Source organism: Comamonas granuli NBRC 101663, from assembly GCF_000739995.1.
Classification (GTDB): domain Bacteria; phylum Pseudomonadota; class Gammaproteobacteria; order Burkholderiales; family Burkholderiaceae_C; genus Simplicispira; species Simplicispira granuli.
The window spans coordinates 146,931-169,872 of sequence record NZ_BBJX01000001.1 but is presented as its reverse complement, the minus strand read 5'-3'; the positions used below and the strand labels follow the sequence as shown (position 1 = coordinate 169,872).

Sequence of the window (22,942 nt, the reverse complement as noted above, 5' to 3'; positions counted from 1 at the left end):
TCCATCAAGCGCTGCCAGCTATTGAAATAATAGCTGTTGAGGGCGCCGCCTGGGCGCGCGGCGCCAGGGCCGCCGCCCGGGGCGGCCCGCAGGCATGCTCAGAAGGTATGAATGAATCCGGCGTGCCCGAGCAGGCCGTCACAACGCGGCCGATCAAGGCGCAAAGCGCAGCCATAGCGCGTGCTATGGCGAGCATTTGCAACGCCGAGCGGGTGTGTTTTGGCGGGATGAGCGGGCATGGTGGGTTCGTTCACACCTTCTCAGGGCTTGCGCGCTGCGATGGCCTTCTCCGCCTTGTCCACCAGGTCGGCGCCGATCTGCGCCTTCCACTTGGCGTACACCGGGCGGGTGGCCTTGACGAAGGCCTCGCGCTCCTGTGGCGACAGGCGCGTGACGGTCACGCCATTGGCCTCGATGTCCTTGAACAGCGGCTGGCCGGGCTCGACCAGGCCCTTGCGCGCGATGGCGATCTGCTCCTTGCCTGCCTCGATGGCGGCCTGGCGCACGGCCTCGCGGTCGGCGGGCGTCCAGGAGTTCCAGACCTCCTTGTTCACCACGAACACCAGCGGGTCGGCCACATAGCCCCACAGCGTGAGGTATTTCTGGTTCACGTTGTGCAGCTTGGCGGCGGTGAAGATGCTCATGGGGTTTTCCTGCCCATCGACGGCACCGCTGGCAAAGGCGGGCTGGGCGTCGGCCCAGCTCATCTGTGTGGGGTTGGCGCCCAGGGCGGTGAAGGTGTCCACAAACAGCGGCGAGCCCACCACGCGGATCTTCAGGCCCTTCATGTCGGCTGGGCTCTTGACCGCGTGCTTGGAGTTGGAGAGCTCGCGGTAGCCGTTCTCGCCCCAGGCCAGGGGCACGACGCCGGCCTTGTCCAGCGTGGCAAAGAGCTGCTTGCCCACCTCGCCCTGGGTCAGCGCGTCGATGGCGGCGTAGTCCGGCATGAGAAAGGGCAGGGAGAACAGGTTGAGCTGTTTGACCTGGGGCGACCAGTTGATGGTCGAGCCCACGGCCATGTCGATCACGCCCTGGCGCAGGGCCGAGAACTCGCGCGTCTGGTCGCCCTGGATCAGCGACACACCGGGGTAGAGCTTGATGTTGATGCGGCCCTGGGTCTTCTCCTTGACCTTGTGGGCCCAGATCTCGCCGCCCTTGCCCCAGGGGAAGGCCGTGCCCACGACCAGCGACATGCGGTATTCGCTCTTGTAGGCCTGGGCCTGGGCGGTGCCCAGGCCCAGGGTCAGCAGCGTGGCGGCGGCCGCGGTGGCAGTGAGGAAGGTGCGCAGTTGCATGGTTCAGGTCTCCTTGGTTTGCTACAGAAAAAGAAGCTGCCAGCGCTTGCCCATCAAGCACTGGAGCCACAAAACATCAATACCCCAGGCGGGCCGGCAGCCACAGGGCAATGGGCGGGAAGACGACGACGAGCAGCATGGCCACGCACATGGCCAGCACCAACCAGAGCACCCAGCGCGTGGTCGCCTCCATGCGCACCTGGGCGATCTTGGAGGCCACCATCAGGTTCACGGCCATGGGCGGTGTGAACTGGCCGATGGCGATGGTGAGCACCAGCACCGTGCCGAACCACACCACGTCCCACTGGTAGTGCTGCACCAGCGGCAGCACCAGAGGCACGAAGATCAGCATGATGGAGATGCCGTCGAGGAACATGCCCATGACGAGCAGCAGCACCAGCAGCACGGCCAGGGTGCCCGCCTCGCCCAGGCCCGAGTCCACGATGGCGCGCGTGACGGGGTCGATCACGCCCAGCGTGGAGAGCGAGAACGCGAAGATGCCGGCGAGCGAGACCACGACCAGGATCACGGCCGAGAGCTCGCCCGCCTCGCGCAGGATCTCGAACAGATCGCGCACGCGGATGGTGCGGTGCACCACCATGCCCACGAACAGGCCGTAGAACACGGCGACGACGGCGGCCTCGGTGGGCGTGAACCAGCCCATGCGCATGCCGCCCAGGATGACCACGGGCGCGGCCAGCCCCCAGGCGGCCTCGCGCAGGCTGCGCCAGAACGGCGGGCGCGGCAGGTCGGCCTCCAGGTGGCCCATGTGGTGGCGCCGCGCCAGCCACACGGCGGGGATGACCAGCGCCAGCCCGGCCAGCACGCCGGGGAACATGCCCGCGGCGAACAGCGCGGGCACCGAGGCGCCCGCCACGAGCACCGAGTACACGATGAAGGCCACCGAGGGCGGGATCAGGATGTCGGTGGCCGCGGCGCCGGCGACCACGGCGGCCGAGAACGCCGCCGGATAGCCTGCGCGCGCCATGGCGGCGATCATCACGCCGCCCACGGCCGCCGCCGTGGCCGGGCCCGAGCCCGAGATGCCGCCCATGAACATGGCCACGGCAATGGCCACCAGCGGCAGCATGCCCGGGCCGCGCCCGACGATGGCCACGGCAAAGTTCACCAGGCGCAGCGCTACGCCCGAGCGGTCGAAGATGGAGCCCACCAGCACGAACATGGGGATGGCCAGCAGCGGGTACTTGCCCAGGCCGGCATAGAAGTTCTGCGGCACGGCCAGCAGGCCGAACCACTGCGACTCGGCATTGGCCAGGCCGATGGCCGTGGCGCCCGCCAGGCCCAGGGCCGCGCCAATGGGCACGCCCAGGAACATCAGCACGGCGAAGGCGGCAAACAGCAGCGTGGCGATCATGGCTGGCGCTCCGGTGCGGGCGCGGCCTCGTCCGCGAGGTAGGCGGCGTCGGGCTGGCGCGTGCGCTGCAGGAACAGGCCCACGGCGCGCCAGGCGATCAGCGCTGCGAGCACCGGCAGCCAGGCCGAATACCACCACTGCGGCACGCCGATGCCGGGCGAGGTCTCCTCGAAGCGCCAGTCGTCCCAGACCACGCGCACGCTCACCACCGCGATCAGGGCGAACAGCAGGGCCACCAGGGCCGCGCCCAGTTGCGCCAGGCGCCGGCGCCGCCGCGCCGTGCCGCTGGCGCAGAAGAGCTCGATGCGGATATGCCGGTCGCGCGCCACGGCCGAGGAGCCGCCCACCAGCGCGAGCACGATCATCAGAAAGACCGAGAGCTCCTCCGTCCAGGCGAACGAGGAGTCGGTGAAATAGCGCACGATGACGTTGGCGAAGGTGATCAGCGCCAGCAGCGCCATGGCGCCAGCGGTGAGTGCGTCTTCCAGGCGCAGCGAGCGCGGTTCGGCAGTGGGCTCGGGCGCCACGGGGGCGCAGTCGTCGGGATCGGAACCCGGGGCAGGGGCGTGGGACATGGGATCGGGGGGTACTCGGCCACGGGCGCAGCGCCCGGCCGCCCAGGCAGGGCGACAGCGCATTATGCGGGGTGCGGCGTGCGCGCGTTCCCGGGGATTTCCCATGCGCGGCGCCGGCGGCCGGCGGCGCGGCGGAGTGATAATTCGCCGATGGAAACCAAATGGCTTGAGGATTTTGTCAGCCTGGCCGAAACGCGCAGCTTCAGCCGCTCCGCCCAGTTGCGCCACGTCACGCAGCCGGCGTTCTCGCGCCGCATCCAGGCGCTGGAGGCCTGGGCGGGCACGGACCTGGTGGACCGCAGCTCCTACCCCACGCACCTGACGGCGGCCGGCAAGACGCTGTACGACCAGTCGCTGGAAATCCTGCAGGCCCTGCAGAACACGCGCGCCATGCTGCGCACGCACGGCACCACCAGCCAGGACATGATCGAGTTCGCCGTGCCGCACACGCTGGCGTTCACCTTCTTCCCCAACTGGGTGGCGGGCCTGCGCGACAAGTTCGGCCCCTTCAAGAGCCGGCTCATCGCGCTCAACGTGCACGACGCGCTCATGCGCCTGGTCGAGGGCAGTTGCGACCTGCTCATCACCTACCACCACGACTCGCAGCCCTTCCAGCTCGGCGCCGACCGCTACGAGATGGTCAGCCTGGGCAAGGAGCCCCTGGCCCCCTACAGCAAGCCCGACGCCGAGGGCCGCCCCCTGTACTGCCTGCCGGGCAAGCCCAGTGAGCCGCTGCCCTACCTGGGCTACGCGCCGGGCGCCTACCTCGGGCGCATCACCGAGCTCATCCTCAAGCAGTCGAGCACGCCCATCCACCTCGACCGCGTGTACGAGACCGACATGGCCGAGGGCCTCAAGGCCATGGCGCTGGAAGGGCAGGGCGTGGCCTTCCTGCCCTACAGCGCGGTGAAGAAGGAGCTCAAGGCGCGCCGCCTGGTCAGCGCCGTGCCCCCGGGCGGCGCACCGCTGGAGATGGTCATGGACGTGCGCGCCTACCGCGAAAAGCCCACCGGCAAGGAGCCGCCCAAGGGCACCGCGCAGGCGCTGTGGGAATACCTGCAGACGCAGGCCGGCAGCGGCGCCGCCGTGTAGGACCGGGCCGCACCAGGCCCTGGTGCGGCGCGCATCCCCAGGCAGGGCGCGCGGGGCGGGTTTGGCGCTGCCATACATTATTTTCATGACTGCGCGCTGATTCGGCATTGGAAATGCCGTGCCGCGGCGGCTAACATTCCGCGCCTTGGCGATCGCTTTCCATCTTGTGGAAAGCAACCCCGCACTGCGCCACGGCATCGTGCATGCCTGACCGTGCCGGCGCCCTGCCTGGAGACCCGCATGACCGCATTGAGAAACCTCGCCGTGTGTCTGGCGCTGCTGTGCAGCGCCGCTGCCCCGTGGGCGCAGACGGTGCTCGAGCGCATCGCCGCCGGCGGCAAGCTGGTGGTGGCGCACCGCGAATCGTCCGTGCCGTTCTCCTACGTGGTGGACGGCAAGCCCATGGGCTATGCGGTGGACCTGTGCCTGCGCCTGGCCGATGCCGTGCGCCGGAAGACCGGGCAGAAGGACCTGGCCGTGGAGTTCCTGCAGGTCACGCCGGCCAACCGGGTGCAGGTGGTGGAGCAGGGCCAGGCCGATCTGGAGTGCGGCTCCACGACGAACAATGCCGAGCGCCGCCAGAAGGTGGCCTTCACCATCCCGCACTTCATCACCGGCGCGCGCCTGCTGGTGCAGGCCGGCAGTTCCGTCGAGCGCATCGAAGACCTCACGGGCAAGAAGCTGGTGTCCACCCAGGGCACCACCCCGCTCAAGGCGGTGGAGCAGGCCAACCGCGAGCGCCTGCTGGGCCTGAGCATCCTGACCGCGCCGGACCACGCCAAGGCCGTGGAGATGGTCGAGCGCGGCGAGGCCGATGCCTTTCTCATGGACGACGTGCTGCTCTTCGGGCTGGCGGCCAACCGCGCCGATCCCAAGGCGCTCAAGGTGGTCGGGCGCTTCCTGACCACCGAGCCCCTGGCCATCATGCTGCCCAAGGGCGATGCCGCTTTCAAGAAGCTCGTGGACGAGGAGATGCGTCGCCTGATCGCCAGCCGCGAGATCTACGACATCTACGACAAATGGTTTCTGCGCCCCATCGCCCCCAAGGGCACGGCGCTGAACATGCCCGCGAGCTATCTGCTGCGCGATTTCTGGAAGTACCCGACCGACTTCGTGCCGCTGTGAGCATTCCCCACTGCAAGCCCCACGCAACAGCGGTTACCATCGCGCGAGCCGTGCAAGCCGTACTCGGGGCGTGCCGTTGCTATCCATCCCTTCTTTTTCGTTGACCACAAGGAGACAAGTATGAAGAAAACACTGCTGGCAGCCGCCATCACCGTTCTGGCTGCAGGCACCGCCATGGCCCAGGCGAACGACACCCTGGCCAAGATCAAGTCCTCCGGCACCATCACGCTGGGCGTGCGCGAATCCTCGGGCGCGCTGGCCTACACCCTGGGCGACGGCAAGTACGTGGGTTTCCACACCGAAATGGCCGAGCGCATCGCGCACGACATCCAGAAGCAGCTGGGCCTGGCCAAGATGGAAGTCAAGTACCAGCCCGTGACCTCGCAGAACCGCATTCCGCTGGTGACCAACGGCACCGTGGACCTGGAGTGCGGCTCCACCACCAACAACCTGGCACGCCAGAAGGAAGTGAGCTTTGCCGTCACCACCTACGTGGAAGAGGTGCGCATCGCCACCAAGGCCAACTCGGGCATTACCGGCATCAAGGACCTGAACGGCCGGACCCTGGTAACCACCACCGGCACGACCTCGGTGCAGACCCTGCGCAAGAACAAGCGCGCCGAGGGCCTGACCTTCAAGGAAGTCATGGGCAAGGACCACGCCGACAGCTTCCTGATGCTGGAGACGGGCCGCGCCGACGCCTTCATCATGGACGGCTCCATCCTCGCGGGCAATATCTCCAAGTCCAAGAACCCCAGCGATTTCAAGATCGTGGGCGAAGTGCTGTCGGTCGAACCCATCGCCTGCATGCTGCGCAAGGACGACGCTGCCTTCAAGAAGGCCGTGGACGACTCCATCGTGCGCCAGATCAAGGACGGCACGCTCGCCAAGTCCTATGACAAGTGGTTCATGCAGCCCATCCCGCCGGCCAACCAGAAGGTCGGTCTGCCTCTGTCCGAGGCCACCAAGAACGCTTGGGAACACCCCAACGACAAGCCCATGGAAGACTACCAGGCCAAGTAAGCCGGTATGACTTGCGCCCCTTCAGACCCGGGGTTTGAAGGGGCTTTTTTGTGGGTTGCCCGCGCAGCCCGGTATTCCTTATTTTGAGAGGTGAGCCCATGACCTGGGATTGGCAGGTGTTCTGCCAGGACACCATAGAACAGCAAGCCGTTGCCGGGTGCTTCGGCAAGAACGGCGACATCACCTACCTCGACTGGCTGCTGTCGGCCTGGGGTTGGACGGTGTCCGTCTCCCTGCTGTCGCTCCTGATCGCGCTGGTGGTGGGCTCCATCATCGGCACCTTGCGCACCTTGCCGGACCGCCCCTGGGTGGTGCGTCTGGGCAATGCCTGGGTGGAGTTCTTCCGCAATATTCCGCTGCTGGTCCACATTTTCCTGTGGTACCACGTGATCCCCGCCATCTTCCCGGCGCTCAAGTCGCTGCCGGGTTTCGTGCTGGTGGTGTTCGCCCTGGGCTTCTTCACCTCGGCGCGCATTGCCGAGCAGGTGCGCTCGGGCATCCAGGCGCTGCCGCGCGGGCAGCGCTACGCGGGCATGGCTGTGGGGTTCACCACCTTCCAGACCTACCGCTACGTGCTCCTGCCCATGGCGTTTCGCATCATCATTCCGCCGCTCACCAGCGAGACCATGAACATCTTCAAGAACTCGTCGGTGGCCTTCGCCGTGTCGGTGGCCGAGCTGACCATGTTCGCCATGCAGGCGCAGGAGGAGACGGCACGCGGCGTCGAGGTGTACCTGGCCGTCACCGGCCTGTACATCGTCTCGGCCTTCGCCATCAACCGCATCATGGCCTTCATCGAGAAGCGCCTGCGCGTGCCGGGCATGGTCGCCGCCGGTGGCGCGGGAGGGCACTGACATGAATCTCGCGCTCGATTTTTCCTTCTACAACTGGGACCTGATCAGCAACTTCGTTGCCAAGGGCCTGGTCTTCAGCCTGCTGCTCACGCTGGTGGCCACGCTGGGCGGCGTGTTCTTTGGCACCCTGCTGGCGCTCATGCGCCTGTCGGGCAAGCGCTGGCTGGAGCTGCCGGCCACCGTCTACGTCAACGGCATGCGCTCCATTCCGCTGGTGATGGTGATCCTGTGGTTCTTCCTGCTGGTGCCGGTGCTCATCGGCCGGCCCATTGGCGCCGAGAGTTCGGCCGTGATCACCTTCGTTGCCTTCGAGGCGGCCTACTTCAGCGAGATCATGCGCGCGGGCATTCAGTCCATCCCGCGCGGGCAGGTGTTCGCGGGCCAGGCCCTGGGCATGACCTATGGCCAGAACATGAAGCTCGTGATCCTGCCGCAGGCCTTCCGCAACATGCTGCCTGTGCTGCTCACGCAGACCATCATCCTGTTCCAGGACACCTCGCTGGTCTACGCCATCGGCGCCTACGACATGCTCAAGGGCTTCGAGGTCGCGGGCAAGAACTTCGGCCGCCCCATCGAGGCCTATCTTGCGGCCGCCGTCGTCTATTTCGTGCTGTGCTATGCGCTGTCGTATGCCGTCAAACGCCTGCACCAGAAAATTGCCATCATCCGCTGATGGCGCGCGCCAGAGGAATGTGAACCATGATTGAACTCAAGAACGTTTCCAAGTGGTACGGCTCCTTCCAGGTGCTGAACGACTGCTCCACCAGCATCCGCAAGGGCGAGGTGGTGGTCGTCTGCGGCCCCTCGGGTTCGGGCAAGTCCACGCTCATCAAGACCATCAACGCGCTCGAACCCATCCAGAAGGGCGAGATCTGGGTCGATGGCACGGCCGTGCACGACCCCAGGACCGACCTGCCCAAGCTGCGCTCGCGCGTGGGCATGGTGTTCCAGCACTTCGAGCTGTTCCCGCACCTGTCGGTGACCGAGAACCTCACCATCGCGCAGATCAAGGTGCTGGGCCGCAGCCCCGACGACGCCCGCGTGCGCGGCCTGAAAATGCTCGACCGCGTGGGCCTGACGGCGCACAAGGACAAGTTCCCCGGCCAGCTCTCGGGCGGCCAGCAGCAGCGCGTGGCCATTGCGCGCGCGCTCTCCATGGACCCCATCGTCATGCTGTTCGACGAACCCACCTCGGCGCTCGACCCCGAAATGGTGGGCGAGGTGCTGGACGTGATGGTGGGCCTGGCCCACGAGGGCATGACCATGATGTGCGTGACGCACGAAATGGGCTTTGCCAAGCGCGTGAGCAACCGAGTGATCTTCATGGACGTGGGCGGCAAGATCCTGGAGGACTGCTCCAAGGACGAGTTCTTCGGCAACCCCGACGCGCGCCAGCCGCGCACCAAGGATTTCCTGAACAAGATCCTGCAGCATTGATAGGGGCAACCCCCTGAGCGGCTGCGCCGCTTCCCCCTTCTCTCGGCTATCGCCGGGAAGGGGGACGCCACCAGCGCGGCGGGGCGGCCCTTGCGCGGTGGCCTTGGTCTGGGCCGCGCGATCAATGAGGCCGCCAGCTATCCAAAGCGCTTTCGGGCGCTTTTTTCATGCCTTTTTGGCCTGCAATGTCCATGCAGCAAGCGCTAGACGCTATGGTTTTGGAAGTCGGCGGGTGGATGGGACAATGCAGCCCATGACCGCCACCCCCGACACCCTCACGCTCACCCGCCCGGACGACTGGCACCTGCACGTGCGCGACGGCGAGCCTCTGCACACCGTCGTGCCGCACACCGCCGCGCAGTTCGGCCGCGCCATCATCATGCCCAACCTGCGCCCGCCCGTGACCACGGCGCAGCAGGCGCTGGAGTACAAGCAGCGCATCCTCGCCGCCGTGCCCGCCGGCCTGGCGTTCGAGCCGCTGATGACGCTGTACCTCACCGACAGGCTGCCGCCCGAGGAAATCGCCCGGGCCCAGGAAGCCGGCGTGGTCGCCTGCAAGCTCTACCCCGCGGGCGCCACGACCAACAGCGACGCCGGCGTGACCGACATCCGCAAGATCTACCCGACCCTGGAGGCCATGCAGAAGGCCGGCCTGCTGCTGCTGGTGCACGGCGAGGTGACCAGCCCCGACATCGACCTGTTCGACCGCGAGGCCGTGTTCATCGAGCAGCAGCTCATTCCGCTGCGCCGCGACTTCCCCGAGCTGAAGATCGTGTTCGAGCACATCACCACCCGGGAAGCCGCGCAGTACGTGCAGGAGGCCGACCGCTTCACCGCCGCCACGCTCACCGCGCACCACCTGCTCTACAACCGCAACGCCATCTTCACCGGCGGCATCCGCCCGCATTACTACTGCCTGCCGGTCCTGAAGCGCGAAGTGCACCGCCAGGCGCTGGTGCAGGCGGCCACCAGCGGCAGCCCCAAGTTCTTCCTCGGCACCGACAGCGCGCCGCACCCCGCGCACCTCAAGGAGCATGCCAGCGGCTGTGCCGGCTGCTACACCGCGCACGCAGCCATGGAGATGTATGCCGAGGCCTTCGACAAGGCCGGGGCGCTCGACAAGCTCGAAGCCTTCGCCAGCTTCCACGGCCCGGCCTTCTACGGCCTGCCGCGCAACCGCGGCACCATCACCCTGCGCCGCGAGGCCTGGACGCCGCCCGACAGCTTTGCCTTTGGCGCGGCCGAGCTCAAGCCGCTGCGCGCGGGCGAGGCGCTGCCGTGGCGGCTGGTGCCCGGAGTTTGAGCAAAATAGGGCTGCAAGGCGCATGCATAAAGCGCTGCAAGCTATTGAATAGATAGCGCAGGCCAAGACCGGGCGTGCCCGCGGCGAACCTTTTGCTTCTATGATGACTCTCTCGCAGTCCGCCCCCCGGCTTTGGCCGGGCGCGGCTTGAAGGAGCGCCTGGGCGTCCCCATGTAGTCGCTTCCCGTTCTGACAACCCACCACTTTTCCGTGGAGAGCCATGAAACGCATCGTTCTGTTCCTGTTGACCAACATCGCCGTGGTGGCCGTGCTGGGCATTGTTGCCAGCCTGCTCGGCGTGAACCGCTATCTCACCGCCAACGGGCTGAACCTGGGCGCGCTGCTGGGCTTCGCCTTCGTCATGGGCTTTGGCGGCGCCATCATCTCGCTGCTCATCAGCAAGCCCATGGCCAAGTGGAGCGCGGGCGTGCAAATCATCGACCAGCCGCGCAGTGCCGATGAGGCCTGGATCGTCGAGACCGTGCGCAAGTTCGCCGACAAGGCCGGCATCGGCATGCCCGAGGTCGGCATCTTCGAGGGCGACCCCAATGCCTTCGCCACCGGCGCGTTCAAGAACTCGGCCCTGGTGGCCGTCTCCACCGGCCTGCTGCAGAGCATGACGCACGAGGAGGTCGAGGCCGTGATCGGCCACGAGGTCGCGCACATCGCCAACGGCGACATGGTGACCATGACGCTGATCCAGGGCGTGATGAACACCTTCGTGGTCTTCCTCTCGCGCGTCATCGGCTACGCCGTGGACAGCTTCCTGCGCAAGGGCGACGACCGCGACAGCGGCCCCGGCATCGGCTACATGGTCACCACCGTGGTGCTCGACATCGTGTTGGGCTTCCTGGCCGCCATCATCGTGGCCTGGTTTTCGCGCCAGCGCGAGTTCCGCGCCGACGCCGGTGCTGCCCAGCTCATGGGGCGCCGCCAGCCCATGATCAATGCCCTGGCGCGCCTGGGCGGCGTGCACCCGGCCGAACTGCCCAAGAGCATGGCGGCCATGGGCATTGCCGGGGGCATCGGCAAGCTGTTCAGCACCCATCCGCCCATCGAAGAGCGCATTGCTGCGCTGCAAAACATGCAAAGCCAGGGCTGATCGCGGCCCGGCCGCTCCGGTAACCTCACAAGCGCCAGGTGGCTTCGGCCTCTGGCGCTTTTTTCACGGGGCTCTGCACCCTCTGCGGTGAATGCTGCTGGCGCGGCCCAGGCCAGCAGCCACCGCGCAAGGGCCGCCCCGCCGCGCTGGTGGCGTCCCCCTTCCCGGCGAAGCCGAGAGAAGGGGGAAGGCGCACAGCGCCTCAGGGGGTTGTGAGCATTGTTCGTGCCACGGCCTCGCCCACCTTGATGCCGTCCACGCCGGCCGAGAGAATGCCGCCGGCGTAGCTCGCTCCTTCGCCCGCCGGGTACAGGCCCGAAGTGTTGAGGCTCTGGAAGTCCTCGCCCCGGCCGATCTTGAGCGGTGAGGAGGTGCGCGTCTCCACGCCGGTGAGCACGGCGTCGTGCATGTCGAAGCCCTTGATCTTGCGGCCGAAGGCGGGCAGGGCCTCGCGCAGCGCCTCGGTGGCGTAGCCGGGCAGGGCCGCGCGCAGGTCGCAGGGCGTCACGCCGGGCTTGTACGAGGGCTCCACGCTGCCCAGCGCCTGCGAGGCCCGGCCCGCCAGAAAATCGCCCACGAGCTGGGCCGGCGCGTTGTAGTTGCTGCCGCCCAGCAGGTAGGCGTTGGACTCCAACTGGCGCTGCAGCACGATGCCCGACAGGGGGTGGTGTGCGCCGTCCTTCAGCGCTTCCACGCCGTAGGTGGCGCCGAGCTGGGCCTCGAACGCGGCCGGGTCGGTGGGGTAGTCCTGCGGGTCTATGCCTACCACCATGCCGGCGTTGGCATTGCGCTCGTTGCGCGAATACTGGCTCATGCCGTTGGTCACCACGCGGCCGCTCTCGCTGGTCGCCGCCACCACGGTGCCGCCGGGGCACATGCAGAAGCTGTAGGCCGTGCGGCCGTTGCTGGCGTGGTGCACCAGCTTGTAGTCGGCCGCACCCAGCAGCGGGTGGCCGGCGTGGCGGCCCCAGCGCGCGCGGTCGATCACGCCCTGCGGGTGCTCGATGCGAAAGCCCACCGAGAACGGCTTGGCCTGCATGTGCACGCCGCGCTCGTGCAGCATGGCGAAGGTGTCGCGCGCGCTGTGGCCCAGGGCCATCACCACGTGGCGCGCCTCCAGCTCGTGGGTCTCGCCCGTGGCCTGGTCGAGCACGCGCAGGCCGTGCAGCCGGCGCTGGCCGGCGCCGTCCTGCTCGATGAGCACGTCGGTCACGCGCTGCTGGAAGCGCACCTCGCCGCCCAGCGCGATGATCTGCTCGCGCAAGGTTTCCACCACCTTGACGAGCTTGAAGGTGCCGATGTGCGGGTGCGCCACGTACAGGATCTCGGGCGGCGCGCCGGCCTGCACGAACTCCTCCATCACCTTGCGGCCCAGGTGGCGCGGGTCCTTGATCTGGCTGTAGAGCTTGCCGTCGGAGAAGGTGCCCGCGCCGCCCTCGCCGAACTGCACATTGCTCTCGGGGTTCAACTCGCGCTTGCGCCACAGGCCCCAGGTGTCCTGGGTGCGCTCGCGCACCGCCTTGCCGCGCTCGAGCACGATGGGCCGCAGGCCCATCTGCGCGAGCACCAGCGCCGCGAAGATGCCGCAGGGGCCAAAGCCCACCACCACCGGGCGTTCGCGCAGGCCGGCCGGGGCCTGGCCCACGGGGCGCCAGGCCATGTCGGGCGTGGGCTGGATGTGCGGCTGGCCCGCGTGCCGTGCGAGCAGGGCGCTTTCCTGGGCGGGGCCAGTCAGCGTCAGATCGACGATGTACACGGCCAGCAGATCGGCCTTGCGCGCATCGAAGCTGCGCTTGTGCACATGCACCTGCGCGATCGCCTCGGGGGGCGTACCCAGGGTCTGCGCGGCCAGGGCGCGCAGCGCGTCGACGGGGTGTTGCTCGGGGTCGGTGGGCAGCGCAGACAGCGGCAGCCGCAGTTCGGACAGGCGGATCATGGCATGCAGGCCCGTGGTCATCGGGCAATCAGTGCGGGGGGATGCCGATTTTAGGGCGTCGCCTGGCCGCGATGGCCCCGCGCTTGCGTGCGACAAGGCCCTGCGGCTACCATGCGCGCCCTGGACGTCCAACCCCCATCGCTGCGCCCGTGCCCATCTTGACCATTGTCTGCCCCCCCGGGGCGTGCCGCCGCCCGCCGGCCGGGTGCGCGGCGCGCTGGCTGCACAAGCCGGTTGCACATTCCTCGGCCCGGCGATCCCACCCCTCCCTCTGATTCGCGCAGTCACTTGCATCGCCGGGCCCCATGCCCCGCGCGATGGTGGCCGCCTGCCCGCCCGGCAGCGGCCTGGTTTCTTGGCGCGGCCCGGCACAGCAGGCCACGCCGGGCCTGGCACGCATGCCGGGCATAGAGAGGTATGGCAATGGAGTTCACCAAGCGTTTTCTGCGGGCCAAGAGCCCCTGCGCCGACGGCTTCCGCTGGTTCTCGCGCCACGTGCAGGACGGCGGCGGCTACCAGCAGGCGCTCGACACCCTGGTGGCCGCCGGGCGGGTGGACGATGCCTGCTGGCTGCTGGAGCAGTTCGGCCCCACCAACGAGGTGCTCACGCTGGAGGCGCTCGACGCCGAGGCCCTGGTGTTTGCCGGCACGCTGGTGGTGCGCGGCCCCATCGAGGCAGGCCGGCTGCGCGTGGGCCGCTCGGTGCGCGCCGGTGCGGGCCTGCGCGTGCACGGCCCCTTGGGCGTGGGCGAGGACCTGCGCGCAGAAGGCGCCCTGGTCTGCCAGGGCGCGCTGCAGGTGGGCGGCGACCTGCGCTGCGCCTGGGGCGCAGAGGTGCACGGCGCCTGCACGGGCGGCGGCGATGCGCGCGTGGCCTGGGACCTACTGTGCCATGGTCCTCTGGTGCTGGCAGGCCACGCCCTGGTGGGCCAGGACCTGTGGGCGCACGCGGGCGTGGCCTGCGGCAAGGGCCTGCGGGTGGGCGGCCAGATCGACTGCGGCGGCGACCTGCGCGCGGGCCACGGCATCGTCGCCGGGGGGGCGCTCACGGGCGCGGGCCACATCGAGGCGGGCTGGGGCATACGTGCCGCGCACGACATCGTCGCCCAGGGCGCGATCAAGGCGGGCGAGAGCCTGGTGGCCGGCGGCGTGATCCGCGCGGGCCAGGGCTACGGCGTCTACGCGGGCCTGAACGTGCAGCGCGACGCCTGGGAGGCCAGCGCCCAGGTGTGCGCCAGCGAGCGCCCCGCCGGGCTGCTCAGCGGCTGCTGGGTGGCGTAGCCAGCGGCCCCCGGGGCGGCATGCCGGCCGGCCAGGCGCCGCTTGCCCCCGCCGGCCAAGCTGCGCACACTGTGCACTGGCCTGACTGCTCCAGCGGGGGATGTATGCGCATCGGTGTACCCAAGGAAATCAAGAACCACGAATACCGCGTGGGGCTCACGCCCGCCAGCGTGCGCGAGCTCACGGCGCGCGGGCACACGGTGCGGGTACAGGCGGGCGCGGGCGAGGCCGCAGGCCTGGGCGACGGCCAGTACCAGGCGGCCGGCGCGCAGATCGTGCCGGACGCGGCCGAGGTCTTTGCCGCCTGCGACCTGCTCGTCAAGGTCAAGGAACCCCAGCCGTCCGAGCAGGCGCTGCTGCGCGCGGGGCAGATCCTCTTCACCTACCTGCACCTGGCGGCCGATCCGGCGCTGGCCGCTGCACTGCAGCAAGCGGGCACCATAGGCATTGCCTACGAGACCGTCACCGGCCCGGGCGGTGAGCTGCCCCTGCTCGCTCCCATGAGCGAGGTTGCCGGGCGTCTGGCCGTCCAGGCCGGTGCCTTCTACCTGCAGAAGTCCCAGGGCGGCATGGGCGTGCTGCTGGGCGGCGTCCCCGGGGTTGCGCCGGCGCAGGTGGTCATCCTGGGGGCCGGCACCGTGGGAACCCAGGCGGCGCAGATGGCCGCGGGCCTGGGCGCGCTGGTCACGGTGCTCGACACCCGCGTGGACCGCCTGCGCCAGCTCGACCTGGTGTGGGGCAACCGCGTGCACACGCTGTTCTCGCATGCCCAGAACATCGAGGAGGCCGTCCTGGGCGCCGACCTGGTGATCGGCAGCGTGCTGGTCCCCGGAGCGCGCGCGCCCCGGCTGGTGTCGCGCGCGCTGGTGGCGCGCATGAAGAAGGGCGCAGTGCTGGTCGATGTGGCCATAGACCAGGGCGGCTGCTTCGAGACTTCGCGCCCGACCACGCATGCCGAGCCCACCTTCCTGGTCGATGGCGTGCTGCACTACTGCGTGGCCAATATGCCGGGGGCGGTGGCGCGCACCGCCACCCAGGCGCTGAACCACGCCACGCTGCGGCATGTTCTGGCCCTGGCCGACCAAGGCTGGCAGCAGGCCATGCGCGACGACCCGCACCTGCGCCAGGGCCTGCAGGTGGCCCGCGGGCACATCACCCACGCGGCCGTGGCGCACGCCCTGGGGCTGGACTGCGTGCCGGCGCACGCCGTGCTGGCGTGAGCCCGGCGCGCTCTCAAGCGGTGGGCAGGAAGCCCTCGACCGACAGGTAGCGCTCGCCCGTGTCGTAGTTGAAGCCCAGCACGCGCGCGCCTGCGGGCAGCTCGGGCAGCTTGTGCGCAATGGCCGCCAGCGTGGCGCCCGAGGAGATGCCCACGAGCAGGCCTTCCTCGCGCGCGGCGCGGCGGGCGTATTCGCGCGCGGGCTCGGCGTCGATGGTGATCACGCCGTCGAGCAGGCGGGTGTCGAGGTTCTTGGGGATGAAGCCCGCGCCCAGGCCCTGGATGGGGTGGGGGCCGGGCTGGCCGCCCGAGATCACCGGCGAGAGCGTGGGCTCCACGGCGTAGACCTTGAGCTGCGGGAAATGCTGCTTGAGCACGCGCGCGCAACCCGTGAGGTGCCCGCCCGTGCCCACGCCGGTGATGAGCGCGTCCAGCCCGTCGGGGAAGTCGGCCAGGATTTCCTGCGCCGTGGTGCGCGCGTGCACGTCGGCGTTGGCGGGGTTCTCGAACTGCTGCGGAATCCAGGCGCCGGGCGTCTGCGCGGCCAGCTCCTCGGCGCGGGCGATGGCGCCCTTCATGCCTTTCTCGCGCGGCGTGAGGTCGAACTGCGCGCCGTAGGCGAGCATCAGGCGGCGGCGCTCCAGGCTCATGCTGTCGGGCATCACGAGGATGAGCTTGTAGCCCTTGACGGCGGCCACCAGCGCCAGGCCGATGCCAGTGTTGCCGCTGGTGGGCTCGATGATGGTGCCGCCGGGCTTGAGCGCGCCGGACTTCTCGGCGTCTTCCACCATGGACAGCGCGATGCGGTCCTTGATCGAGCCGCCGGGGTTGCTGCGCTCGGACTTGATCCACACCTGGGCCTGCGCGCCGAACAGGCGGTTGATGCGGATGTGCGGCGTATTGCCTATGGTCTGCAGAACGTTGTCAACTTTCATGGCTTCTCCTGTAGGGCCGAAGAAAAACGGTAGCTGGCATTCTGAACCAGCTGTTCTACAGCATCGGCCATATGGTTATGCCGGCGCACCGCGCTCAAGGCTTGCGGCCCGTCAGGAGGAACAGCGGGTAGTCCCGGCCGTTGCGGTGGCGCAGGCGCAGGATGTCGCTGCACCCGATGTCGGTCAGGCCCGCTGCCTGTGCCAGCGCCTGCAGGGCCGCGGGGGCAAAGCCGAAATGCTGCACGCCCTTGGCGGCGTTGTCGCCGTGAAAGCTCCCGTCCTCGGCGTACAGGTCCACCAGCGCGATGCGCCCGCCCGGGTGCAGCGCCGCGGCGAAGGTGCGCAGCAGCGCGGCGGTGTCCGCCACATGGTGCAGGGCCATGCAGCTCACGATGGCGTGGTAGCGCCCGGGCAGGCCGTCGAAGATGTCGCCCTGGCGCGTGACGATGTTGGCAAAGCCCTTGGCGTCGAGCACCTGCAGCATGGCCGCGGACATGTCCAGCGCCGTGACCTGCGCCACGTGCGGCGCGATGGCGGTGGCCAGCAGGCCGGTGCCCGCGCCGAAGTCCAGCACCTGGTCGGTCGCCGCCAGCGGCAGCCGGGCGAGCACAAGGGGGGGCAGGGCGGCCAGTTGCTGCGACAGGGGGCGCTGGTCCCAGTCGCGGGCGGCGCTGTCGAAATGCGCGGTGGAGGCGGTGGTCATGGTGTCTGCATGGCAAAACAGCGAAGGGCCGGGGTCTGGGATAATCACGCCCGTGAAGCATGCCAGACCGCCGCTGGTGCAATCTGGGAAACCAGGCACTGGAGGAACGTCCGGACTGCACAGGACAGCGTAGCAGCTAACGGCTGCCCACCGTGAGGTGAGGATCAGAGCAACAGAGACGAGTCCCGGGGGAGTGCCGCAAGGTAGACCACTGGGGGTGAAACGGGCAATCTCTACGCGCAGCAATACCAAGTAGGCCAGCGTTGATGTGGTTCCGCAGAGCTGGCGGGTAGGTAGCACCGAGCCGGGTGGGCGACCCCCGGCCCAGAGTAATGGCGGTCACGCTGCGGGCAACCGCAGTGCACAGAATCCGGCTTATCGGCACGCTTCACACTTTTTTTAGGTCAAAAATGGCTCTGGCGCCCGTAGATAAAGCGCTGGCAGCTATCATTTTTGATGGTGCAAGCGATTCTCAAAACCTCTCCCAGGGCTGCAGGTAGCGCCACTGCCCCTCGGGCACCTTGGCCAGCGGCACGCGGCCGATGCGGATGCGCTTGAGGGCCCGCACCTGCAGGCCCACGGCCTCGCACATGGCCGGGATCTGGCCGGGGCGTATGCCCTTGAGCGCGAAGCGCAGGCGCGTTTCGTTCTGCCAGCTCACCTTGATGGGCGGCAGCGGCCGGCCGTTGAAGCTCAGGCCGTGGCAAAGCTTTTGCAGACCGCCCTCGGCGATCTGGCCCGCCACCTCGACGATGCATTCCTGCTCCAGCGTCTCGATGTCCTCTTGCAGCTTGCGCGCGATGCGCCGGTCCTGCGTGTAGACCACGAGACCGCTGGCCGGCGTGGGCAGCGGCGTGAAGCATTCCAGTTGCTTGAAGTGGCGCAGCAGCACACGGATGCCGGCGGCGTCCTCGGGCAGGTGGCTTTGCGCGTTCAGCAGCGTGAGCGCCGAGGGCGCGCCCTGGCTGCGGCTGCCGTGCGCGGCCGCGCCGGCTTCCAGCCCCAGTCCGGCCTCGTAGCCCGGCGGCTTGTGCAGCAGCAGGGTGACGGGGGTGAGCTCCAGCAGGCTGGCGTCCGGCGCCAGTGTCACGCGCTGCTGCGGCGCGACGCGCGCGCCGGGCAGCTCGACCACCTGGCCGTCCACGCTGACCCAGCCGCCCTCGATGTACTGCTCGGCGGTGCTGCGCGAGAGGCCGTGCTCGGCCGCCAGGCGCTTGGCCAGGCGGATCGTCGTTTCGGGGGGGTGGGGGTGTTTTTGCATAGGAGGTGCACCGTGCTGCGCACTATCCATGGTGTGAAAGAGGGGCGTGACTCTGGTCAGCGGCCCCCGCGCAAGGGCCGCCCCGCCGCGCTGGGGGTGTCCCCCTTCCGCATTGCGCAGCAATGCCAGAGAAGGGGGAAGGCGCGCAGCGCCACAGGGGGTTGTACTTCAATTCAGTCATTGCCCGGGCCTTGGGCGCGGATGCGCTCGACGTGCGCGATCAGCGAGCGCTGCGCCAGCGGCCACATGCGTGGCGGCACGTCGGCGTAGGCCAGCTCCACCCATTGCTCCACCGTGCCCTCGGGCAGTGCCTGCATGGCGGCGATGACCTTGGCCTCGCGCGCCAGGCGGTGGCCCTTGAGCTGGGCGATGGCGGCGCGCGCCTCGCCCAGCACATGGCCGTGCGCGGGCAGGATGAACGCCACGCCGTGTTCGGCGCACAGCGCATCGAGCCGGTCGAGCGCGTCGAGGTAGTCGGCCATGTTGCCGTCGGGCGGGTTGATGATGGTGGTGCTGCCGTTGAGGATGTGGTCGCCGGAGAACAGCAGGCCGTCTTCCACCAGCAGCAGGCACACATGGTTGGCCGCGTGGCCGGGCGTGTGCACCACCTGCAGGGTATGGGTGATTTCGCCATCCAGCCCTTTGCCGGTGAGCGTGAGCAGCTCATCATTCGATAGCGACCGGTCGGGCGTGAACTGGCTGTCGGCGCGCGCCGTGGGGGCCGAGGGCAGGCCCAGCACGGGCGGCGCGGCGCGCCCTGCGCGCGCGCACATCTGCTGCAGCGGCGCGGCGCCGGGGGAATGGTCGGGGTGCGAGTGCGTGCAGACGATCATGCGGATGTCGCCGCCCGCCGCGCGCCACAGGCGCTCCAGGTGCTCGGTGTCCGCCGGGCCGGGGTCGATGGCGATGTAGCCCGTGGCCGGGTCGCCCACGAGGTAGCTGTTGGTGCCAGGGCCGGTCATCACGCCGGGGTTGGGAGCGGTGAGGCGCTGCACGTTCTTCAGCAGCGGCACGGCGCGCTCGCTCTGCCAATCGAGCGGGTGGGCGATCTGCCCGTCGGGGCAGACCAGGGCCAGCTCGCCGAAGGGCATTTCGTCCTCCATGTAGCGCGCCTCCTTGCCGGCCAGCAGGCCGGCGCGCGGGCAGCTCGTCCACAGCGGCGCTTCGCTGGCGCAGGCGGCCAGCACATCGTCCACGCGCGCAAAGGGCGCCAGGCGCTGCAGCGTGCGGATGGTCGGGAAGATCATGAAGAAGCCGCCAGCCGCATGGCGCTCCAGGGCCTCCTGCGGGCGCACCCACTGGGGCTCGAACTGCTCGGCCTCGTCGGCCACGGGCGTCTGGCCCTCGGGCATGCGCGCCACGAGAAAGGGCACGTCGAAGCGCTTGGGCAGGTCGCGGTCGGTGATCCAGCGCGCGAGCGTGAATACGCCGTCGGCCGCCAGCTGCAGGCCCCGCGCCTGGCACTGTGCGGCGAAGGGGGCTTGGCGGTCGAGCTGGGCGATGTCGTCGGCACCGGCCCAGCGGCCATCGGCATGGCGCGCCAGCAGCACGCCCAGCTCCTCGAAGCTCTCGCGGATGGCGGCGATGGCCTGGGTGAGCTGCGTGTCGCTTTGCGTGGCGCGGCGCGCGGCGGCACCGTGCGATTGCGCGTCCAGCGCGTCGATGCCGCCGCCAGGGAACACATAGGCACCGGGCGCGAAACTGGCTTGCGTCGAGCGGCGCGTCATCAGCACCTCCAGCCCCTGCGCGCCATCGCGCAGCAGCAGCACGGTGGCGGCGGGCAGGGCGGGGACGGGTGGGCGGGGCGGGTGCAGGAGCTGGCTGGGGCGTGTCATGCCTGCATTATGAGCACCCCCCTGAGCGGCTGCGCCGCTTCCCCCCGCTCTCGCCTCGCGTTGCGAGGCGGGCAGGGGGACGCCGCCAGTGCGGCGGGGCGGCCCTTGCACGGCGGCCCTGGCCTGGGGCGCGCGCCGGTTGCATGCGTCGTGGACGATGCGTGTCGACGGGCGGATTCAGTCTCGTGCGGGAATCGCCAGCCCGCGCTGCACGGCGGGGCGCTCCACGAAGGCCGCCAGCGCGCGCTGCACCTGCGGGAAGTGGTCGAATTCGACCAGTGCGCCCGCGCCATAGAAGCCCACGAGGTTGCGCACCCAGGGGAAGATGGCGATGTCGGCGATGGTGTACTCCTCGCCCATCACCCAGCGGCGGCCCGTCAGGCGCTGCTCGAGCACGCCGAGCAGGCGCTTCGATTCGGCCACGTAACGGTCACGCGGGCGCTTGTCTTCGTAGTCTTTGCCCGCGAACTTGTGGAAGAAGCCGAGCTGGCCGAACATGGGCCCCAGGCCGCCCATCTGCCACATCAGCCATTGCAGCGTCTCGTAGCGCGCGCTGGCGTCCAGCGGCAGAAAGCGCCCGGTCTTCTCGGCCAGGTACCAGAGGATGGCGCCGGACTCGAACAGCGCCAGCGGCGCGCCGCCCGGTCCGTCGGGGTCGATGATCGCGGGGATCTTGTTGTTCGGGTTGAGCGAGAGGAACTCGGGCGAGAGCTGGTCGTTGGTCTCGAAGCTCACCAGGTGCGGCTCGTAAGGCAGGCCGGTTTCCTCCAGCAGGATGGACACCTTCACGCCGTTGGGCGTGGGCAGGGAATAGAGCTGGATGCGCTCGGGGTGGTGCGCGGGCCATTTGCGCGTGATGGGGAAATGGCTCAGGTCGGACATGGCAGGAACTCCTTGCAGGGGATGCGCGGTGCGCGGTGCCTGCGACGATAATCCAAGCCATGCAGATCCGCTTTACCAAGATGCAGGGTGCGGGCAATGACTTCGTCGTGCTCGACGAGACCCAGGGCCGCCTCGGGCTCACGGCCGCGCAGTACCGCTTCCTGGCCGACCGCCACTTCGGCGTGGGCGCGGACCAGATCCTGAGCGTGCGGCCTGCGCCCGCGCCGGGCCTGGACTTCGAGTACGTGATCCACAACGCCGACGGCGGCGAGGTGGAGCAGTGCGGCAACGGCGCGCGCTGCTTTGCGCGCTACGTGCGCGACAAGGGCCTGACGGCGAAAGACCGCCTGCGCGTGCAGACGCTCGCGGGCGTCATCGAGCCCCAGCTCACGCCCGACGGCCGCGTCACCGTGGACATGGGCAGGCCGCAGTTCGACCCGGCGCGCGTGCCTTTCGACGCCGCGGGCCTGGTGCCCGTGGCCCAGGGTTTTGGGCAAAAATGGCCTCTAGCGCTGGATGGGCAAGCGCCAGCAGCTACTGTTTTGGTAGCGGTCGTGTCCATGGGCAACCCGCACGCCGTGCAACTGGTGGACCAGGTGGACAGCGCCCCCGTGGCGCAGACCGGCCCGCTGATCGAGCGCCACGCACGCTTTCCGCAGCGCGTGAACGCCGGCTACCTGCAGATCGTGGACCGCGGCCAGGTGCGCCTGCGCGTGTACGAGCGCGGCGCGGGCGAAACCCTGGCCTGCGGCACCGGCGCCTGCGCCGCCGTGGCCGCCGGCATCCGCCTGGGGCTGCTCGACACCCGGGTGGACGTGCAGACGCGCGGCGGCCTGCTCACCATCGCCTGGAGCGGCCAGGAGGCCGACTCCGTGTTCCTGACCGGCCCGGCCACCACCGTGTTCGAAGGCCAGATCGACCTCCCCGACGCACCATGAGCTCCAGCACCCACATCCCCCCCATCACCGAAGACGACATCGCCGACTACCTGCTCGCCACGCCCGGCTTCTTCGAGCGCCACGCCGAGGTGCTGGCCGGCGTGCAGCTCACCAGCCCGCACGGCCAGCGCGCCGTGAGCCTGCAGGAGCGCCAGGCTGAGATGCTGCGCGAGAAGATCAAGGGCCTGGAGCAGCGCATCATCGAGATGGTGCGCCACGGCACCGAGAATGCCGCCATCGCGCAGAAGGTGCACCAGTGGACGGGCCGCCTGCTCGCCGTGCGCGACCCCATCGACCTGCCGCTGGCGCTGACCGACAGCATCTGCGCCCTGTTCGACGTGCCCCAGGCCGCCGTGCGCGTGTGGGGCGTGGCGGGGCCCTACATCGACTGCGACTTTGCGCTCGATGCCAGCGAAGACGCGCAGGCCTTCGCCAGCTCGCTGACCATGCCTTTTTGCGGCCCCAACCTGGGCTTCGAGCCCGCGCAGTGGCTGCCCCCGGCCCTGGTCCTGCCCGAGGACGGAGGCGAGAGCGTGGCGCAGGGTGCGCAGTCCGTGGCCCTGCTGCCGCTGCGTGAAGGCCCCATCGACAGCGCCACACCGGCCTTCGGCCTGCTGGTGCTGGGCTCGCCCGACCCGCAGCGCTTCGACGCCACCATGGGCACCGACTTCCTGGCGCGCATGGCCGAACTGGCGAGCGCAGCGCTGCTGCGCTTGAGGTGATGTGACCACCCCCCTGTGGCGCTTTGCGCCTTCCCCCCGCTCTCGCATC

General features: G+C 69.2%; 21 protein-coding genes and 1 other RNA gene. 13 read left to right on the top strand and 9 right to left on the bottom strand.

What is annotated here, in order from left to right; all coding sequences use genetic code 11:
- Positions 1 to 260: 260 nt before the first annotated feature.
- The 3 genes from CGR01S_RS00785 to CGR01S_RS00775 form a co-directional block, all read right to left on the bottom strand.
- Positions 261 to 1,295 (bottom strand): DctP family TRAP transporter solute-binding subunit, encoded by a 1,035-nt coding sequence (locus CGR01S_RS00785; RefSeq protein WP_042421396.1) that lies wholly within the window; start codon positions 1,293 to 1,295, stop codon positions 261 to 263.
- 76 nt (positions 1,296 to 1,371) lie between these two features.
- A complete protein-coding gene (locus CGR01S_RS00780) occupies positions 1,372 to 2,670 on the bottom strand; it encodes a TRAP transporter large permease (protein WP_042421395.1) in 1,299 nt (432 codons plus the stop codon).
- Positions 2,667 to 3,245: a TRAP transporter small permease gene (locus CGR01S_RS00775; RefSeq protein WP_042421393.1), complete on the bottom strand. Its 579-nt coding sequence runs from the start codon at positions 3,243 to 3,245 to the stop codon at positions 2,667 to 2,669. The genes CGR01S_RS00780 and CGR01S_RS00775 overlap by 4 nt, the downstream gene beginning before the upstream one ends.
- Positions 3,246 to 3,395: 150 nt before the next feature.
- Here CGR01S_RS00775 and CGR01S_RS00770 point away from each other — a divergent pair, with 150 nt between their 5' ends.
- From CGR01S_RS00770 to htpX, 8 genes are all read left to right on the top strand, one after another.
- Positions 3,396 to 4,337, top strand: coding sequence for a LysR substrate-binding domain-containing protein (locus tag CGR01S_RS00770; protein ID WP_042421392.1), 942 nt, complete (start codon positions 3,396 to 3,398; stop codon positions 4,335 to 4,337).
- 240 nt (positions 4,338 to 4,577) lie between these two features.
- A complete protein-coding gene (locus CGR01S_RS00765) occupies positions 4,578 to 5,462 on the top strand; it encodes an amino acid ABC transporter substrate-binding protein (protein WP_042421391.1) in 885 nt (294 codons plus the stop codon).
- A 120-nt stretch (positions 5,463 to 5,582) separates the two neighbouring features.
- Positions 5,583 to 6,485, top strand: a complete 903-nt coding sequence (locus tag CGR01S_RS00760) for a transporter substrate-binding domain-containing protein (RefSeq protein WP_042421389.1) — start codon at positions 5,583 to 5,585, stop codon at positions 6,483 to 6,485.
- A gap of 98 nt (positions 6,486 to 6,583) precedes the next feature.
- Positions 6,584 to 7,339 carry an amino acid ABC transporter permease gene (locus tag CGR01S_RS00755; protein ID WP_042421388.1) on the top strand — a complete coding sequence of 252 codons (756 nt, stop codon included), beginning with the start codon at positions 6,584 to 6,586 and terminating at the stop codon, positions 7,337 to 7,339.
- Between the two features lies 1 nt (position 7,340).
- Positions 7,341 to 8,012, top strand: coding sequence for an amino acid ABC transporter permease (locus CGR01S_RS00750; protein WP_042421387.1), 672 nt, complete (start codon positions 7,341 to 7,343; stop codon positions 8,010 to 8,012).
- 26 nt (positions 8,013 to 8,038) lie between these two features.
- Positions 8,039 to 8,776 (top strand): amino acid ABC transporter ATP-binding protein, encoded by a 738-nt coding sequence (locus tag CGR01S_RS00745; RefSeq protein ID WP_042421385.1) that lies wholly within the window; start codon positions 8,039 to 8,041, stop codon positions 8,774 to 8,776.
- A 253-nt stretch (positions 8,777 to 9,029) separates the two neighbouring features.
- Positions 9,030 to 10,079, top strand: coding sequence for a dihydroorotase (pyrC, locus tag CGR01S_RS00740; RefSeq protein ID WP_042421754.1), 1,050 nt, complete (start codon positions 9,030 to 9,032; stop codon positions 10,077 to 10,079).
- A 220-nt stretch (positions 10,080 to 10,299) separates the two neighbouring features.
- On the top strand, positions 10,300 to 11,181 hold the full coding sequence (htpX, locus tag CGR01S_RS00735; RefSeq protein WP_042421384.1) for a protease HtpX: 882 nt from the start codon (positions 10,300 to 10,302) through the stop codon (positions 11,179 to 11,181).
- A gap of 202 nt (positions 11,182 to 11,383) precedes the next feature.
- Here the strand turns inward: htpX and CGR01S_RS00730 are convergent, their stop codons facing one another.
- Entirely contained in the window at positions 11,384 to 13,117 is a 1,734-nt protein-coding gene (locus CGR01S_RS00730; protein WP_042421753.1) for an NAD(P)/FAD-dependent oxidoreductase, read from the bottom strand.
- Between the two features lie 423 nt (positions 13,118 to 13,540).
- On the opposite strand from CGR01S_RS00730, the gene CGR01S_RS00725 reads away from it, so the two are divergent.
- Both CGR01S_RS00725 and ald read left to right on the top strand, forming a co-directional pair.
- Positions 13,541 to 14,398 carry a hypothetical protein gene (locus tag CGR01S_RS00725; RefSeq protein ID WP_042421382.1) on the top strand — a complete coding sequence of 286 codons (858 nt, stop codon included), beginning with the start codon at positions 13,541 to 13,543 and terminating at the stop codon, positions 14,396 to 14,398.
- A 104-nt stretch (positions 14,399 to 14,502) separates the two neighbouring features.
- Positions 14,503 to 15,618: an alanine dehydrogenase gene (ald, locus tag CGR01S_RS00720; RefSeq protein WP_042421381.1), complete on the top strand. Its 1,116-nt coding sequence runs from the start codon at positions 14,503 to 14,505 to the stop codon at positions 15,616 to 15,618.
- Positions 15,619 to 15,631: 13 nt separating this feature from the next.
- On the opposite strand, the gene cysK is transcribed toward ald, so the two are convergent.
- Both cysK and CGR01S_RS16085 read right to left on the bottom strand, forming a co-directional pair.
- Positions 15,632 to 16,552: a cysteine synthase A gene (gene cysK / locus CGR01S_RS00715; RefSeq protein WP_042421379.1), complete on the bottom strand. Its 921-nt coding sequence runs from the start codon at positions 16,550 to 16,552 to the stop codon at positions 15,632 to 15,634.
- A gap of 94 nt (positions 16,553 to 16,646) precedes the next feature.
- The gene (locus CGR01S_RS16085; RefSeq protein WP_052382464.1) at positions 16,647 to 17,255 is read right to left on the bottom strand and encodes a class I SAM-dependent methyltransferase; all 609 of its coding nucleotides are present in this window, start codon (positions 17,253 to 17,255) and stop codon (positions 16,647 to 16,649) included.
- 54 nt (positions 17,256 to 17,309) lie between these two features.
- On the opposite strand from CGR01S_RS16085, the gene rnpB reads away from it, so the two are divergent.
- An RNA gene (rnpB, locus tag CGR01S_RS16110) (RNase P RNA component class A) lies at positions 17,310 to 17,649 on the top strand.
- Positions 17,650 to 17,727: 78 nt separating this feature from the next.
- Here rnpB and CGR01S_RS00705 read toward each other — a convergent pair.
- The 3 genes from CGR01S_RS00705 to CGR01S_RS00695 form a co-directional block, all read right to left on the bottom strand.
- Positions 17,728 to 18,516, bottom strand: coding sequence for an rRNA pseudouridine synthase (locus CGR01S_RS00705; RefSeq protein WP_042421378.1), 789 nt, complete (start codon positions 18,514 to 18,516; stop codon positions 17,728 to 17,730).
- 173 nt (positions 18,517 to 18,689) lie between these two features.
- Positions 18,690 to 20,351 (bottom strand): MBL fold metallo-hydrolase, encoded by a 1,662-nt coding sequence (locus CGR01S_RS00700; protein ID WP_042421376.1) that lies wholly within the window; start codon positions 20,349 to 20,351, stop codon positions 18,690 to 18,692.
- 177 nt (positions 20,352 to 20,528) lie between these two features.
- Positions 20,529 to 21,233 (bottom strand): glutathione S-transferase N-terminal domain-containing protein, encoded by a 705-nt coding sequence (locus tag CGR01S_RS00695; RefSeq protein WP_042421375.1) that lies wholly within the window; start codon positions 21,231 to 21,233, stop codon positions 20,529 to 20,531.
- Positions 21,234 to 21,292: 59 nt separating this feature from the next.
- Here CGR01S_RS00695 and dapF point away from each other — a divergent pair, with 59 nt between their 5' ends.
- On the top strand, positions 21,293 to 22,171 hold the full coding sequence (dapF, locus tag CGR01S_RS00690) for a diaminopimelate epimerase (protein ID WP_042421373.1): 879 nt from the start codon (positions 21,293 to 21,295) through the stop codon (positions 22,169 to 22,171).
- Positions 22,168 to 22,893 carry a DUF484 family protein gene (locus CGR01S_RS00685; RefSeq protein ID WP_042421371.1) on the top strand — a complete coding sequence of 242 codons (726 nt, stop codon included), beginning with the start codon at positions 22,168 to 22,170 and terminating at the stop codon, positions 22,891 to 22,893. The genes dapF and CGR01S_RS00685 overlap by 4 nt, the downstream gene beginning before the upstream one ends.
- Positions 22,894 to 22,942: the final 49 nt, after the last annotated feature.